Source organism: Paracoccus zhejiangensis (assembly GCF_002847445.1).
GTDB classification, from domain to species: domain Bacteria; phylum Pseudomonadota; class Alphaproteobacteria; order Rhodobacterales; family Rhodobacteraceae; genus Paracoccus; species Paracoccus zhejiangensis.
Map to the genome: position 1 here is coordinate 1,904,863 of NZ_CP025430.1, position 13,464 is coordinate 1,918,326.

Genomic DNA, 13,464 nt, shown 5'->3' on the forward strand with positions numbered 1-13,464 from the left:
GCCTAGACCTTCGGCTGCTCATGGGTGGCGCAATGGATGCCGCCGCCGACCTCGCCCACCGGATCGATGTTCAGCATCACGATCTCGCGGTCGGGATAGAGCTCGGCCAGGATCTCGGCCGCCTCCTCATCCGCCTCGCGGTCGCCGAATTCGGCGGCAATCACCGCACCGTTGCAGACGTAGTAGTTGACATAGGACGAGACGAAATCGGGGCTGTCCACGCGGATGTCCAGCGGCTCGGGCAGGATGACCAGCTCGAGCTTGTTCCCTTCGGCGTCGGTGGCTTCGGCCAGAATGTCATGGGTCTCGAAGGCCGAGACCGACCAGGGGTCCTCGGGATCGATCTCCTCGCCCATCTGGATCAGCACCTGCCCGGGCTTCACGAAACGCGCCAGCGCGTCGATGTGGTAATCGGTGATATCGGCGCCGATGATCCCCGGCGCCCAGATCAACTTCTTCGCGCCCATGGTTTCCAGCAGCATCGCCTCGATCTCGGCCTTGCTGCCCTTGTTGCGGTTCGGGTTGATGAAGGTGCTTTCATGCGCGATCAGCGTGCCGTGACCATCGGTCTCGACGCCGCCGGCCTCGCCCACAAGCCCAGTATCGAAAACCTGCAGCCCCATCCGCTCGGCCACCCGCGCGGCGATCAGCCCGTCGGCGCCATGCACCTGCTTCCCACCCCAGCCGTTGAAGTTGAATTGGGTCACAGCCAGCCCGCCCTTGCCGTCGATGACAAAGGACGGCCCGCTGTCGCGGCACCACAGATCGTCGGTCGGAATGTCCCACAGCTCGACCTGACCCGAGACCAGCCTCCTGATAGCCTTGTGATGCTCGGCGGCGGCCAGCATCACCACCGGCTCGAACTCGGCGATGGTGCTGGCGATCTCGGCGATGGTGCCCTGCAGGTCGAAAAGGAAATCCGGGTCGTCATGCACCTTCCGGTTAACCGGCCATTGCATGAAGGTCCGCTCATGCGGGTCGGTTTCCTCGGGATACCAGAAGCCGGCGGCGCGGGCGCCGCCCTGCGCCTCGGCGCGCCCCGAGAGAAGCGACAGACCGCCAAGGGCGGCCAGCGACTGAATGAGCGAACGGCGTGACATCATCTGGAACCTCGTACCGGATCAAAATTTCGGCTGGCGCGCGGGTAAGGCACCCGTGGTCGACAGCTGGCGGAAGAATGCCGATCAGCGCCCTGAAAAGCGAGGGCAATTCGTCGCAGGTGCCGCTGCGTTGACGAATGCCCCGCCCTGCCCTAACCCTGTCAGGTGACCGGCGCGGCGTGCAAACACGGCTGTTTCGGGGCCGATCACGCCCGCTCATCCGCGCGCAAGGGATTCACGCATGGCGAAAGCGCCGGGCATATCAGAGCAGACCACCCCACCCTTCAACATCCTGATCCTCGCCCAATCCGGCAAGCTGGAGCAGCAGGCGCTGATCCTGACGGCCAGCCTTCGCGCCAGCTCGCCCCGCTGGCAGGGGCGGCTGATCGTCGCCGAGCCGCTGCCCGAGGGGGCCTGGGGCGGGCATCAGACCGCGATCTCGCCAGCGCACAGGGCGCTGCTGACCGAGATGGGGACCGAGATCACCCCCTTCACCGCCCGGCATTTCGGCGCCGCCTATCCCCATGGCAACAAGATCGAGGCGCTGGCGCTGCTGCCCGGCGGCGAGCCCTTCCTGTTTCTCGACAGCGACACGCTGATCACCGGCGAACTGGCCGATCTGGCCATCGATTTCACCCGCCCCTCGGCCTCGATGCGGCGCGAGGGGACCTGGCCGCATCCGCCGCTCTACGGACCGGGCTACGGCGAAATCTGGCGCTCCATGTATCGCCGCTTCGGCCTCGACTACGAGACCACTCTGGACCTCAGCCAGCCCGACGAGCATTGGGAACGCTATCTCTATTTCAATGCCGGCTGGTTCTTCGGGGCCGATCCAGCCGAATTCCACCGCCGCTTCCTCAGCTGGGCGCTGGCCGTCCGCGACGAGCCGCAGGACGAGCTTGCCAATCAGGTTCTGGATCCCTGGCTCGATCAGACGGTGCTTCCCTTGGTCATCCATTCCCTCGGCGGCGGCAGGCCGGGGCCGGAGCTTACCGGGCTGGATGGCGATGTCACCTGCCATTACCGCAACCTGCCGCTGCTCTATGCCCGCGAATCCGACCGCGTGATCGAGGTGCTGGAACAGGCCACCGCGCCGAACCGCATCAAGCAGGTGCTGCGCGAGTGGTTCCCGGCCCGCAAGCTGATCTACCAGGGCAAGGGCCGCGACAAGATCCGCCCGCTTTTCGCCGGCGCGCCATTGCCCAGCCAGGAACGCCCGATCCGTCAGGTGCTGAAGAAGACCGACTGGTGGCTGGTCTGAACCTCAGCGCTCGCCCGCGCCTTCCGAGGATCGCGCCCAGAGGTTCACATCGCCCCCTTCGCTGAGCGTATCGATCCGCGCCAGCTCCTCGGCGCTGAACTCGAGATTTTTCAGCGCACCGACGCAATCGACCACCTGCTCGGGCCGCGAGGCCCCGATCAGCGCCGTGGTCAACCGCCCGCCCCTGAGGCACCAGGCAATGGCCATCTGCGCCAGCGTCTGCCCGCGCGCCTCGGCCAGATCGTTCAGCCCGTTGAGCCGCGCGATCATGTCCGGGCCGAGCCAGTCCGGCGACAGCGATTTCCCCTGCGCCGCCCGGCTGTCCGACGGAATGCCTTGCAGATATTTCCCGCTCAGCAACCCCTGCGCCAAGGCCGAAAAGCCGATGCTGCCTATCCCCAACTCCTCCAGCGCGTCCAACAGCCCGTCCCGCTCAACCCAGCGGTTCAGCATGTTGTAGCTCGGCTGGTGGATCAGGCAGGGCGTGCCCAGATCCTTCAGGATCGCCGCCGCCGCCCGCGTGCGGTCGGTGTTATAGCTCGAGATCCCCACGTAAAGCGCCCGCCCCGAGCGGACGATATGATCCAGCGCGCCCATGGTTTCCTCCAGCGGCGTGTCGGGATCGAAGCGGTGGGAATAGAAGATATCGACATAGTCGAGCCCCAGCCGCTTCAGCGACTGGTCGCAGGACGCGATCAGGCTCTTGCGGCTGCCCCATTCACCGTAGGGACCGGCCCACATCTCGTAGCCGGCCTTGCTGCTGATAATCAGTTCGTCCCGCAGGCCCCTGAACTCATTTCGCAGGATCTCGCCGAAGGCCTCTTCGGCACGGCCCGCCCGGGGACCGTAGTTATTGGCCAGGTCGAAATGGGTGATGCCATGGTCAAAGGCGGTCCGGGCAATGGCCTGCTTCACCCGATGCGGCGTGTCATCGCCGAAATTGTGCCAAAGCCCAAGGCTGATGGCCGGCAGCCGCAGGCCCGAGCGACCGCATCGGCGATAGATCATCCGTTCATAACGATCCTCGGCCGGGTGCCAGACCGGCTCCTTGGGCTTCGGCGGACGCTCAGGCATTGCTCACCACCGCGTCACAGCGGGCGCAGAGGCCCGGATGCTTGTGCGTGCCGACATCCGGCAGGATCTTCCAGCACCGCTCGCATTTCTCGCCCTCGGCCAGTTCGAAGACGACGCCCACGCCCGGCACCTCGGCCAGACGGAATGCCTCGTTCGGGGCCGGATCGGCGGTCAGCGACAGGTCCGAGACGATGCAGAGATCGGCGAAGTTGATCGATTTCAGCGCCGCAAGGATCGGCGCCTCCTCGACATGCACCACCGGCGCGGCCTCGAGGCTGGCACCAATGGTCTTGTCGGCGCGCTTGACCTCCAGCGCCGCCGTCACCACCCGGCGGGCGCGGCGGATATGCTCCCATTTCGCGGCCAGCGGCTCGTTCAGCCAGTCGGCGGGCGTCACCGGGAAGTCGTGCAGATGCACGCTGTCATCCTCGGACGGGAAGCGCGACAGCCAGACATCCTCCATGGTGAAGGGCAGGATCGGCGCCAGCCAGGTCACGAGGCGATGGAACAGGATGTCCAGGACCGTGCGGGCTGAGCGGCGGCGAACGCTGTCCGGCGCGTCGCAATAGAGGCTGTCCTTGCGGATGTCGAAATAGAAGGCCGACAGATCGACGGTGCAGAACTGGAACAGCGTCTGGAACACGCCCTGGAAGTCATAGGCGTCATAGCCCTGCCGCACCTTGTGATCCAGCTGCGCGAGGCGGTGCAGGATCCACTGTTCAAGCTCGGGCATGTCCGCGGGCGCGACCTTTTCGGCCTCGCTGAACCCGGCAAGGTTCCCCAGCATGAAGCGCAGCGTGTTGCGCAGCCGGCGATAGCTGTCGGCGGTGCCCTTCAGAATCTCGGGCCCGATCCGCTGGTCGGCGGTATAATCCACATGCGCCACCCAGAGCCGCAGGATATCCGCGCCATATTGCTTGATCACCTCGGCCGGCACGATGGTATTGCCAAGCGATTTGGACATCTTCATGCCCTTCTCGTCCAGCGTGAAGCCATGGGTCAGCACTCCGCGATAGGGCGCCCGTCCCTTGGTGGCCGAGGCTTGCAGCAGCGAGGAATGGAACCAGCCGCGATGCTGGTCGGTGCCCTCGAGATAGAGGTCGGCAATCCCGTCCGGCGCGCCATCGGCCCGGTCGCGGATCACGAAGGCATGGGTCGAACCGCTGTCGAACCAGACGTCCAGCACGTCCATGACCTGATCGTAATCCTCGGGGTTGGCCACCCCCTCCAGCGCGGTCTCCTTGAAGCCCGGCCGATACCAGGCATCCGCCCCGTCCTTCTCGAAGGCGGCAATCACCCGGTCGTTCACTCGGGCGTCGCGCAGCAGGAAATCGGCGTCATCGGGCCGCGCGCCCTTCTTCACGAAGCAGGTCAGCGGCACACCCCAGGCGCGCTGGCGCGACAGCACCCAGTCGGGCCGGTTCTCGACCATCGAGAAGATCCGGTTCCGCCCGGTCTGCGGCGTCCATTTCACCAGCTTGTCGATCGAGGTCAGCGCGCGGGTGCGGATCGTGTCGCCATATTCACCCATGCCATCGTCCAGCTTCTTGTCGATGGCCGCGAACCATTGCGGGGTGTTGCGATAGATCAGCGGCGCCTTGGACCGCCAGCTGTGCGGATAGCTGTGCTTGACCTTGCCCTTGGCCAGAAGCGCGCCGGCATAGGCCAGCTGCTTGATGACGCTGACATTGGCCGGGCCATCCTTGCCATCGGGCAGGATGATCGCCTCGCCGCCGAAGATCGGCAGGTCGGCGCGGTAAGACCCGTCCGGCTCGACATTATAGGTCATCGGCAGGCCGAATTTCTGGCCCAGCTGATAGTCGTCATCGCCATGGCTGGGGGCGGTATGGACAAAGCCGGTGCCCGCCTCCTCGGTGACATGATCGCCGGGCAGCATGGGGACATCATAATCCCATTCGCCCGCACCGCCTTCGACGCCGCGCAGCGGGTGGGCCAGCATCAGGCCAGAAAGCTCCTCGGCCGAAACATCGCGCAGGCGCGAGTGGCTCTCGACCTTGGCCGAGGCCATCACCGCATCGGCCAGCGCATCGGCCAGCAGCAGTTTCTCTCTGGGTTTGGCGGTGGCGTTTTCCTGAACCGTGCCAACCTCATAGAGGCCATAGCTGATCGTCGGGTTGAAGGCCACGGCGCGGTTCTGCGGGATGGTCCAGGGGGTGGTGGTCCAGATCACCACCGAGGCGCCGTCGAGCGCCCCGTCCACCGGCTTGAACCGCACCCAGATCGTGTGACTGGTATGGTCGTGATACTCGACCTCCGCCTCGGCCAATGCGGTCTTCTCGACCGGCGACCACATTACCGGCTTCGACCCCTGATACAGCGACCCATCCATCAACAGCTTCATGAACTCGGCCGCGATCACCGCCTCGGCATGGTAGTTCATCGTCAGATAGGGATCGTCCCACTTGCCGGTGACGCCGAGGCGCTTGAACTCCTCGCGCTGGACATCGATCCAGTGCTCGGCAAAGCGGCGGCATTCCTTGCGGAACTCGACCACGTCGATTGCGTCCTTGTCCTGCCCCTTCTGACGATACTGCTCCTCGATCTTCCATTCGATCGGCAACCCGTGGCAATCCCAGCCCGGCACATAGCGCGCATCGCGGCCCATCATCTGCTGGCTGCGGACCACCATGTCCTTCAGGGTCTTGTTCAGCGCGTGGCCGATATGCAGGTTCCCGTTCGCATAGGGCGGACCGTCATGCAGGATGAAGGGTGTGCGGCCCTGCCCGCGCTCGCGCAGGCGGTCATAGATGCCGATCTGCGCCCAACGCTCCAGCCATTCGGGCTCGCGCGCGGGCAGGCCGGCGCGCATGGGGAAATCGGTCTCGGGCAGGAAGACGGTATCGCGATAGTCGGGGGTCTCGGCGCTCATCGGGCGGTCCTTTGGGTCGGTCGTTTCGGCAGAATCGATCCCGGCGGCGCGAAGGCTCACACCGCCGGGCTGCTAATTCGTATGCCGAAACCCAGAAATCTCATGCCGTTCTCTATAGGAATGCCGCCCGCAAGCTGCAAGCGCCGGCCCTTTCATCTTGGTGCAAATATCCCGGGGGAATCGCCGTCAGGCGATGGGGGCAGCGCCCCCCTGAGCCGCCAGCCGCCCGGCCAGCGCCAAATCGTCGCGCAATTGCTGCCGCGCCTGCCCTGCCGCCCTGCTATCCAGCCGCAGGATGTAACTCGGATGCCAGCTGACCAGCACATCGCCGCCATCCAGCGTCCGTTCGACCCGCCCGCGCCGTTCGCTCAGGCGATCCGCCCGCCCGGTCAGCGCATAGGCGGCGGACCCGCCCAGGGCGACCGTCAGGCGCGGCGCAACAAAGCGGCGCTCGAGCCCCAGCCACCAGCGGCAATGCTCGATCTCGCCCCGGTCGGGGCTCTGGTGCAGGCGCAGCTTGCCGCGCGGACGGAACTTGAAATGCTTGACTGCATTGGTCAGCCAGACCGGCCCCAGATCCGCCTGCGCCATCTCCTCGCGCAGCAGCTGCCCGGCCGGCCCGACAAAGGGCCGACCCTGCAGGTCCTCGTGATCGCCCGGCTGTTCGCCCACGATCATCAGCGGCGCCGTGGGATCGCCTTCACCCCAGACCGTCTGCGTGGCAGCCTCGCACAATCCGCAACGGGTGCAGCTTCGCGCGGCCTCGGCGGCCTGATCCAGCGTTTCGGGCAGATCGGGCAGCGGTGCCGCGGCAAGCCGGTCCAGAATGCGCGCGACATGGGCCGGCGGCTGCGAGGGCATGGCCGCGCGCATCGCCGCCACCCGCCCTTCGGCATCCGCCAGCATCTGCGGAATCAGCCGTGTCTCGGGCAGGTTCTTCCAGTATTTCACCGGCATTTCCGACTTCATCGCCGCGATCTTCACCCGCGCCGGGTTGAAGATGTTCTGGAAATAGGTGCCCCACAGCGCCTCGCTGGCATCTTCGGGCAACTCGGGACGGGCCTTGGGCGGCGGCCCGAAGCTCAGCCCGCCCGTGTCGAAACGCAGCGTCGCCCGAGGTGTCAGGATCATCCAGTCCATGTCGCCAAAGCGGCGCGCAAAGAACGGCGCGGCGCGTTCCTCGATCAGGTGCGAGGGCTCGAACCAGGCGGCAAAGCGGCGGCGCGGGCCATCTCCCGGCAGCTCGCGAAAGCGCAGAAAGGCATGCATCTTGTGGATGTCGCGGCGGACTGATCGGGCCAGCGCCGTCAGTCGCAGGGTCAGCGGATCGGCCGGATTCGACAGCGCGAGGCGGTCCCGCTGGTGACGCAGCAGCGCCTGATAGGCCAGCGCGGACGCCTGGGGATCAGCATGGCAGATGACCGTCGCCAACAGGTCGATCACCGGCTTGCTGGCACGCACCTCCGCCGGCCCGTCGGCATCGGGCAGGGCCAGGTCATCAAAGAGCCCCCCGGTTTCTGCTTCACCCCGACTCCACGCAATGCGGTCCGCCGCGATCCGGTGCGAGGCCAGCCGCCGCGCCGCCTTCCGCCAGGCGGGTGCCATGCCCAGAGCCGGCAAGGCCACCCTATACATCAGAACAGCGACAATTGCTGCGGTGCCGGCTCGAACCGCGCGCGCAGCCCGGCGCTGTCGGTCAAACCGCCCGGCGACCAGTCCGGCAGCGAGACAAAGGGCCGCGCCTTGCCCATCTGCGCCCCGATCCGCAGAAGATCGCCATAGCGCACCGGTCCCGAGCGTCGCGCCGCGATGATCCGTTCGACACTGCGCGTGCCAAAGCCCGGCACGCGCAGCAGCATCTCGCGCCCGGCCCGGTTCACCTCGACCGGGAAGAGATGGCGATTGGCCAGGGCCCAGGCCAGCTTGGGATCAAGCGCAAGGTCCAGATTGCCCGAGGGGGCGGCCCCGGCGATCTCGTCCGCGTCGAAGCCGTAGAAACGCATCAGCCAATCCGCCTGATACAGCCGGTGCTCGCGCATCATCGGCGGCCGGATCAGCGGCAGCGCGGCCGAGGCATCGGGGATCGGGCTGAAGGCCGAGTAATAGACCCGGCTCAGCCGATAGCCGGTGTAGAGCCGCGAGGCCGTGCCGAGTATGTCGCGATCGGTGGCAGCATCTGCCCCCACGATCATCTGGGTCGACTGCCCCGCCGGGGCAAAGCGCGCGGGCCGCTTGCCGCCATGGCTGCGATCTCGGCTGGCCTCGCGCGCAAGGCGCACATCAGCCATGGCCGCGCGGATCGTCTCGGGGCGCTTCTGCGGCGCGAGACGCCGGGTGCTGGCATCCTGCGGCAGTTCGATATTGATCGACAGCCGGTCGGCATAGCGCCCGGCCTCGTCCGTCAGATCGCGGCTCGCCTCGGGGATGGATTTCAGGTGGATATAGCCCTTGAAGCCGTGATCCAGCCGCAGCATCCGCGCGATGCGCACCATGTCGGCCATGGTGTCGTCGGGGCTGCGGATGATGCCCGAGCTGAGGAACAGCCCCTCGATATAGTTGCGGCGATAGAATTCCAGCGTCAGGGTGACGACCTCTTCGGGGGAAAAGCGCGCACGCTCGACGCCCGACGAAACGCGGTTGATGCAATAGGCGCAGTCGTAGATGCAGAAATTCGTCATCAGGATTTTCAGCAGGCTGATGCAGCGCCCGTCCGGCGCATAGGCATGGCAGATCCCACTGCCCCCGGCGCTGCCGATGCCGCCCTTGCTGGAATCGCGCCGGGACGTGCCGCTGGACGCGCAGGAGGCGTCGTATTTCGCGGCATCGGCAAGAATGGCCAGCTTGTCCTGCAGGGTTTTGCGCATGATGGAACAAAGATAGAACACGATCGGAATGCGGACAAGTTGATCTATCGCAAACCCCTTGCTTGCAGCGCGCGCCGGCGGCACAGATGGGCCATGAGCACCGTCCTGCAATCCCGCCTCGACTTCGCCCCCTGGGCCGACCCGGCTACCCGCCGCCTGCCCGGCACCATCCCGGTCACGCCCGCGGACTGGCTGCGCGTCGATGATGCCTATGCCGGCCAGATGGCCTTGCGTGACCGGCTGATCGCCGATCAGCCCGAGGCGGTGCTGGCACTGGACGAGCGCGCCAGCCCGGCTGCGCGGGAATTGCTCGAGATGATCCTGCCGCTGCTGCCGGCACTCGGGCACCGGGTCGCGGATGGCAGTGTCACCCGACCCGATGGCGTCACCGTGCCGCTGGACCGAGATGTCCCGATGGCGACGCTTGGCCGGCTGACCGCCGAGGATCTGTGCCTGATGGACCGACGCGAGGGCAGCGAGGAACATCTGCTGGTCGCCGCCGCCCTCTGTTTTCCGGCGGGCTGGACATTGGCGCAGAAATTCCTGCGCCCGATGATCCGCATCCACCAGCCCGTCGCCCGCTATGACGAGGATGTCGCGCGCCGGGTCCAGCGGCTGCTGGACGGGGTGCAGCCGGGTCGCGGGCTGATGCGCGGCACCGCCCATTGGGCCAGTTCCGGGTTGCACCACCCGCTGACCGAAGAGCGCAAGGCGATCCCGCCCGGCGAGACGCCCTTCATCCGGGTCGAGCGGCAATGCCTGTTCCGCCTGCCCGAAAGCCGCGCAGTGGTGTTTTCCATCCATACCAGCATGATCCACCCCGATGCGCTGAGCCCGGAACAGGCCGCGCTGCTGGAGGAGTTTCCGATCCGCCGCTCGTCCTGAGGGGCGAAACGAAACAAGGGGGCCAATGGCCCCCTTGCTCCGTTCCTCACTGGTCCGGGTCGCTCAGGCGGTTTCCAGAACCAGGTGCGGCTGGCCGTCCGAGGTGCGGCTGATGCTGCGCCCGTCGGTGTTCACCGTGGCGTTGATCCGCTTGCGCGGCGCCTCGAACAGGTCCGAGCGCGACACGTCGACCGGCTTGTCAAAGGCGATGGTCAGCGCGTGGTGGTTGCGGCCGCGTTCGCTGGCCGCGATCACCCGCCCGGTAAAGGGCTGGCCCAGGTAACGGCCGCGCACCGCGCCGCCGAATTGCCACAGCGGCGCCGTTTCGGCGGTCGCATGGGCGGTGTTCCAGTCGCGCGCGCCGTGGCTTTGCGCCACCAGTTCCAGCGCCTGCGAATGGGTTACGGGATTACCCGCACGGGTCAGCGCGGCGCGCAGGTTCTTGGCCTGCGATTTCAACGTATTCATATCATGGGTCATGGCCATGGTTTTCAGTCCTTCAGACAATGATGCCTTAGCAGGGCGGGGCTCACATTGCCGCCATCGGGCATATTGCCGAAAGCGGGTAGCTGTTCAGGACTTCACCAGAGGCGTCTTGCCTTGTGAGCGGCCGGGGCCTGAACCCGAGAGGCGGATATGGGGCAGGCTTGATCGGCGTTCAAGCCCCCTGCCCCCGGTGGCCCGAGACAGGCCGGTTCCATGCCATTTCCGCAACACGCCCTTGCGAAAATCACCCAGCTGCCGGCTTGTCGCAGTTCCGCCCCAGACATAGCTGCAATCGTCGGACAACCCGAAAGGACCTGTAATGACCACGCTTTTCACGCCGCTTGACCTGGGCGCGCTGCATCTGCCCAACCGCATCGTGATGGCCCCGCTGACCCGCAGCCGCGCCGGCGACGAGCGCCTGCCGAATGCGCTGATGGCCGAATATTACGCGCAACGCGCCGAGGCCGGGCTGATCATCAGCGAGGCGACCAGCGTCACGCCGCAGGGCGTGGGCTATGCCGCCACCCCGGGCATCTGGAGCGACGAACAGGTCGAGGGCTGGAAGCTGGTGACCGAGGCCGTCCATGCCCGCGGCGGCCGCATCCTGTTGCAGCTCTGGCATGTCGGCCGCATCTCGGACCCCGAGTTGCTGAACGGCGATCTGCCCGTCGCCCCCTCGGCGATCCAGCCGGCCGGCCATGTCAGCCTGCTTCGCCCGCAGCGCCCCTACGCCACGCCCCGCGCGCTGGAAACCGATGAGCTGCCGGGCATCGTCGAGGCCTATCGCAAGGGCGCCGAGAACGCCAAGCGCGCCGGCTTTGACGGGGTCGAGATCCATGGCGCCAATGGCTACCTGATCGACCAGTTCCTGCAGGACAAGTCGAACCGCCGCGAGGATGGCTATGGCGGCTCGATCGAGAACCGCGCGCGTCTGCTGACCGAGGTGGCTGATGCGGTGATCTCGGTCTGGGGCGCGGATCGCGTGGGCCTGCATCTGGCGCCGCGCGGCGACAGCCATGACGTGGGCGACAGCGATCCCCATGCCCTCTTCACCCATGTGGCGCGCGAGATGGGTGCGCGGGGTCTGGCCTTCCTGATGCTGCGCGAACATCCGGGCGATGACAGCCTGCTCAGCGCCATCCGCGAGGCCTTCGGCGGCCCGGTCATCGCCAATGAGGGCCTGACCCCCGCCAGTGCCGAGACGCTGGTCGCGGAAGGCCGCGCCGATGCCGTGGGCTTTGGCCGCGACTTCATCGCCACCCCCGATCTGGTCGCGCGCGTCCGCGCCGGTGTGGCGCTGAACAAGCTCGACCCCTCGACCCTCTATGTCGGCGGGGCCAATGGCTATACCGACTATCCGGCGCTGGCCGAGATCGCGGCGGAGTAACACCGCCAGACCCTTCGTTGCCAAAGAAAAAGGGCGCCTCGCGGCGCCCTTTCCCGTTCCTCGGTCCTGCCGTTCAGCAGCTGTAATACATCAGGTATTCAACCGGGTGAGGCGTGTGCTCGTAGGCATAGACCTCTTCCCATTTCAGCGCCATGTAGGATTCCAGCTGGTCGCGGGTGAAGACATCGCCCGCCAAAAGGAAGTCCATGTCCTTCTCCAGCTCTTCCAGCGCCTCGCGCAGGCTGCCGCAGACGGTCGGGATCTCGGCCAGTTCTTCCGGCGGCAGATCATAGAGATCCTTGTCCGAAGCCGGGCCCGGATCGATCTTGTTCTTGATGCCGTCGAGACCGGCCATCAGCAGGGCGGCAAAGCACAGGTAGGGGTTGGCCGAGGGATCGGGGAAGCGGGCTTCGACGCGCTTGGCCTTGGGCGATTCGGTCCACGGGATACGGACGCAGCCCGAGCGGTTGCGGGCCGAATAGGCGCGCAGCACGGGGGCCTCGAAGCCCGGGATCAGACGCTTGTAGCTGTTGGTCGAGGGGTTGGTCAGCGCGTTCAGCGCCTTGGCATGTTTCAGCACGCCGCCGATGAACCACAGGGCTTCCTGCGACAGGTCGGCATACTTGTCGCCCGCGAACAGCGGCTTGCCGCCCTTCCAGATCGACATGTTGACGTGCATCCCCGAGCCGTTATCGCCCTTCATCGGCTTCGGCATGAAGGTCACCGTCTTGCCATAGGCGGCGGCGACGTTGTGGATGACGTATTTGTATTTCTGGATGTTGTCGGCCTGCTCGGTCAGCCCGCCGAAGATCATCCCCAGCTCGTGCTGGCAGGTGGCGACCTCGTGGTGGTGCTTGTCGACCTTGATGCCCATGCGCTTCATGGTCGACAGCATCTCGCCGCGGATGTCCTGGCCGGTATCGATCGGGTTCACCGGGAAATAGCCGCCCTTGTGCTGGGCGCGGTGGGCCTGGTTGCCCATCTCGTATTCGGTGTCGGTGTTCCAGGCGGCATCGGCCGCGTCGATCTGGAACGACACCTTCTGCGGCGTGACCGAATAGCGCACGTCGTCGAAGATGAAGAACTCGGCTTCCGGGCCAAAATAGGCCGTGTCGCCGATGCCCGAGGATTTCAGGTAAGCCTCGGCCTTGACGGCGGTACCACGCGGGTCGCGGCTATAGGCCTCGCCGGTATCCGGCTCGACCACGTTGCAATGCACGCAGAGGGTCTTCTCGGCATAGAACGGATCGATATAGACCGAGGCCGGGTCGAGGATCAGCTTCATGTCGGACTGGTCGATCGACTTCCAGCCGGCAATCGAGCTGCCGTCGAACATGAAGCCTTCCTCAAAGAAGTCCTCGTCGACCAGATCGCGGTCCAGCGTCACATGCTGAAGCTTGCCCTTGGGATCGGTGAAGCGAACGTCGACATAGGCGACCTCTTCGTCCTCGATCAGCTTCAATACGTCTTTGACTTTCATCTCTTCCCCTTCTTCTTCATGGGCCGACCCGGCACGA

The 13,464-nt window shown here is 66.1% G+C and carries 10 protein-coding genes; 3 read left to right on the top strand and 7 right to left on the bottom strand.

Going from position 1 to position 13,464, the window contains the following annotated elements; all coding sequences use genetic code 11:
- Window positions 1-2: 2 nt before the first annotated feature.
- The gene (locus CX676_RS09245) at window positions 3-1,100 is read right to left on the bottom strand and encodes an agmatine deiminase family protein (protein ID WP_101754236.1); all 1,098 of its coding nucleotides are present in this window, start codon (window positions 1,098-1,100) and stop codon (window positions 3-5) included.
- Window positions 1,101-1,341: 241 nt separating this feature from the next.
- Between CX676_RS09245 and CX676_RS09250 the strand changes: the two genes are divergently transcribed.
- Window positions 1,342-2,361 carry a hypothetical protein gene (locus CX676_RS09250; RefSeq protein ID WP_101752358.1) on the top strand — a complete coding sequence of 340 codons (1,020 nt, stop codon included), beginning with the start codon at window positions 1,342-1,344 and terminating at the stop codon, window positions 2,359-2,361.
- 3 nt (window positions 2,362-2,364) lie between these two features.
- On the opposite strand, the gene mgrA is transcribed toward CX676_RS09250, so the two are convergent.
- The 4 genes from mgrA to CX676_RS09270 all read right to left on the bottom strand — a co-directional run bounded on the left by mgrA (window position 2,365) and on the right by CX676_RS09270 (window position 9,189).
- Entirely contained in the window at window positions 2,365-3,435 is a 1,071-nt protein-coding gene (gene mgrA / locus CX676_RS09255) for an L-glyceraldehyde 3-phosphate reductase (RefSeq protein ID WP_101752359.1), read from the bottom strand.
- A complete protein-coding gene (gene ileS, locus CX676_RS09260) occupies window positions 3,428-6,325 on the bottom strand; it encodes an isoleucine--tRNA ligase (RefSeq protein WP_101754237.1) in 2,898 nt (965 codons plus the stop codon). The genes mgrA and ileS overlap by 8 nt, the downstream gene beginning before the upstream one ends.
- 186 nt (window positions 6,326-6,511) lie before the next feature.
- The gene (locus CX676_RS09265) at window positions 6,512-7,960 is read right to left on the bottom strand and encodes a UdgX family uracil-DNA binding protein (RefSeq protein ID WP_101752360.1); all 1,449 of its coding nucleotides are present in this window, start codon (window positions 7,958-7,960) and stop codon (window positions 6,512-6,514) included.
- Entirely contained in the window at window positions 7,960-9,189 is a 1,230-nt protein-coding gene (locus tag CX676_RS09270) for a putative DNA modification/repair radical SAM protein (RefSeq protein ID WP_408634483.1), read from the bottom strand. The genes CX676_RS09265 and CX676_RS09270 overlap by 1 nt, the downstream gene beginning before the upstream one ends.
- A gap of 93 nt (window positions 9,190-9,282) precedes the next feature.
- Between CX676_RS09270 and CX676_RS09275 the strand changes: the two genes are divergently transcribed.
- A complete protein-coding gene (locus tag CX676_RS09275) occupies window positions 9,283-10,074 on the top strand; it encodes a heme-dependent oxidative N-demethylase family protein (RefSeq protein WP_101752361.1) in 792 nt (263 codons plus the stop codon).
- A gap of 63 nt (window positions 10,075-10,137) precedes the next feature.
- Here the strand turns inward: CX676_RS09275 and CX676_RS09280 are convergent, their stop codons facing one another.
- Window positions 10,138-10,560 carry a glyoxalase superfamily protein gene (locus tag CX676_RS09280; RefSeq protein ID WP_198590311.1) on the bottom strand — a complete coding sequence of 141 codons (423 nt, stop codon included), beginning with the start codon at window positions 10,558-10,560 and terminating at the stop codon, window positions 10,138-10,140.
- Between the two features lie 319 nt (window positions 10,561-10,879).
- Here CX676_RS09280 and CX676_RS09285 point away from each other — a divergent pair, with 319 nt between their 5' ends.
- The gene (locus CX676_RS09285) at window positions 10,880-11,947 is read left to right on the top strand and encodes an alkene reductase (RefSeq protein ID WP_101752362.1); all 1,068 of its coding nucleotides are present in this window, start codon (window positions 10,880-10,882) and stop codon (window positions 11,945-11,947) included.
- 73 nt (window positions 11,948-12,020) lie between these two features.
- On the opposite strand, the gene glnA is transcribed toward CX676_RS09285, so the two are convergent.
- On the bottom strand, window positions 12,021-13,427 hold the full coding sequence (glnA, locus tag CX676_RS09290) for a type I glutamate--ammonia ligase (RefSeq protein WP_101752363.1): 1,407 nt from the start codon (window positions 13,425-13,427) through the stop codon (window positions 12,021-12,023).
- Between the last annotated feature and the right edge of the window lie 37 nt (window positions 13,428-13,464).

Coding starts and splice junctions, on each gene's coding strand:
- ileS (WP_101754237.1), bottom strand. CDS start 6,325: ATGAGCGCCGAGACCCCCGACTATCGCGATACCGTCTTCCTGCCCGAG.
- CX676_RS09245 (WP_101754236.1), bottom strand. CDS start 1,100: ATGTCACGCCGTTCGCTCATTCAGTCGCTGGCCGCCCTTGGCGGTCTG.
- CX676_RS09270 (WP_408634483.1), bottom strand. CDS start 9,189: ATGCGCAAAACCCTGCAGGACAAGCTGGCCATTCTTGCCGATGCCGCG.
- CX676_RS09285 (WP_101752362.1), top strand. CDS start 10,880: ATGACCACGCTTTTCACGCCGCTTGACCTGGGCGCGCTGCATCTGCCC.
- CX676_RS09265 (WP_101752360.1), bottom strand. CDS start 7,960: ATGTATAGGGTGGCCTTGCCGGCTCTGGGCATGGCACCCGCCTGGCGG.
- CX676_RS09280 (WP_198590311.1), bottom strand. CDS start 10,560: ATGGCCATGACCCATGATATGAATACGTTGAAATCGCAGGCCAAGAAC.
- CX676_RS09250 (WP_101752358.1), top strand. CDS start 1,342: ATGGCGAAAGCGCCGGGCATATCAGAGCAGACCACCCCACCCTTCAAC.
- CX676_RS09275 (WP_101752361.1), top strand. CDS start 9,283: ATGAGCACCGTCCTGCAATCCCGCCTCGACTTCGCCCCCTGGGCCGAC.
- glnA (WP_101752363.1), bottom strand. CDS start 13,427: ATGAAAGTCAAAGACGTATTGAAGCTGATCGAGGACGAAGAGGTCGCC.
- mgrA (WP_101752359.1), bottom strand. CDS start 3,435: ATGCCTGAGCGTCCGCCGAAGCCCAAGGAGCCGGTCTGGCACCCGGCC.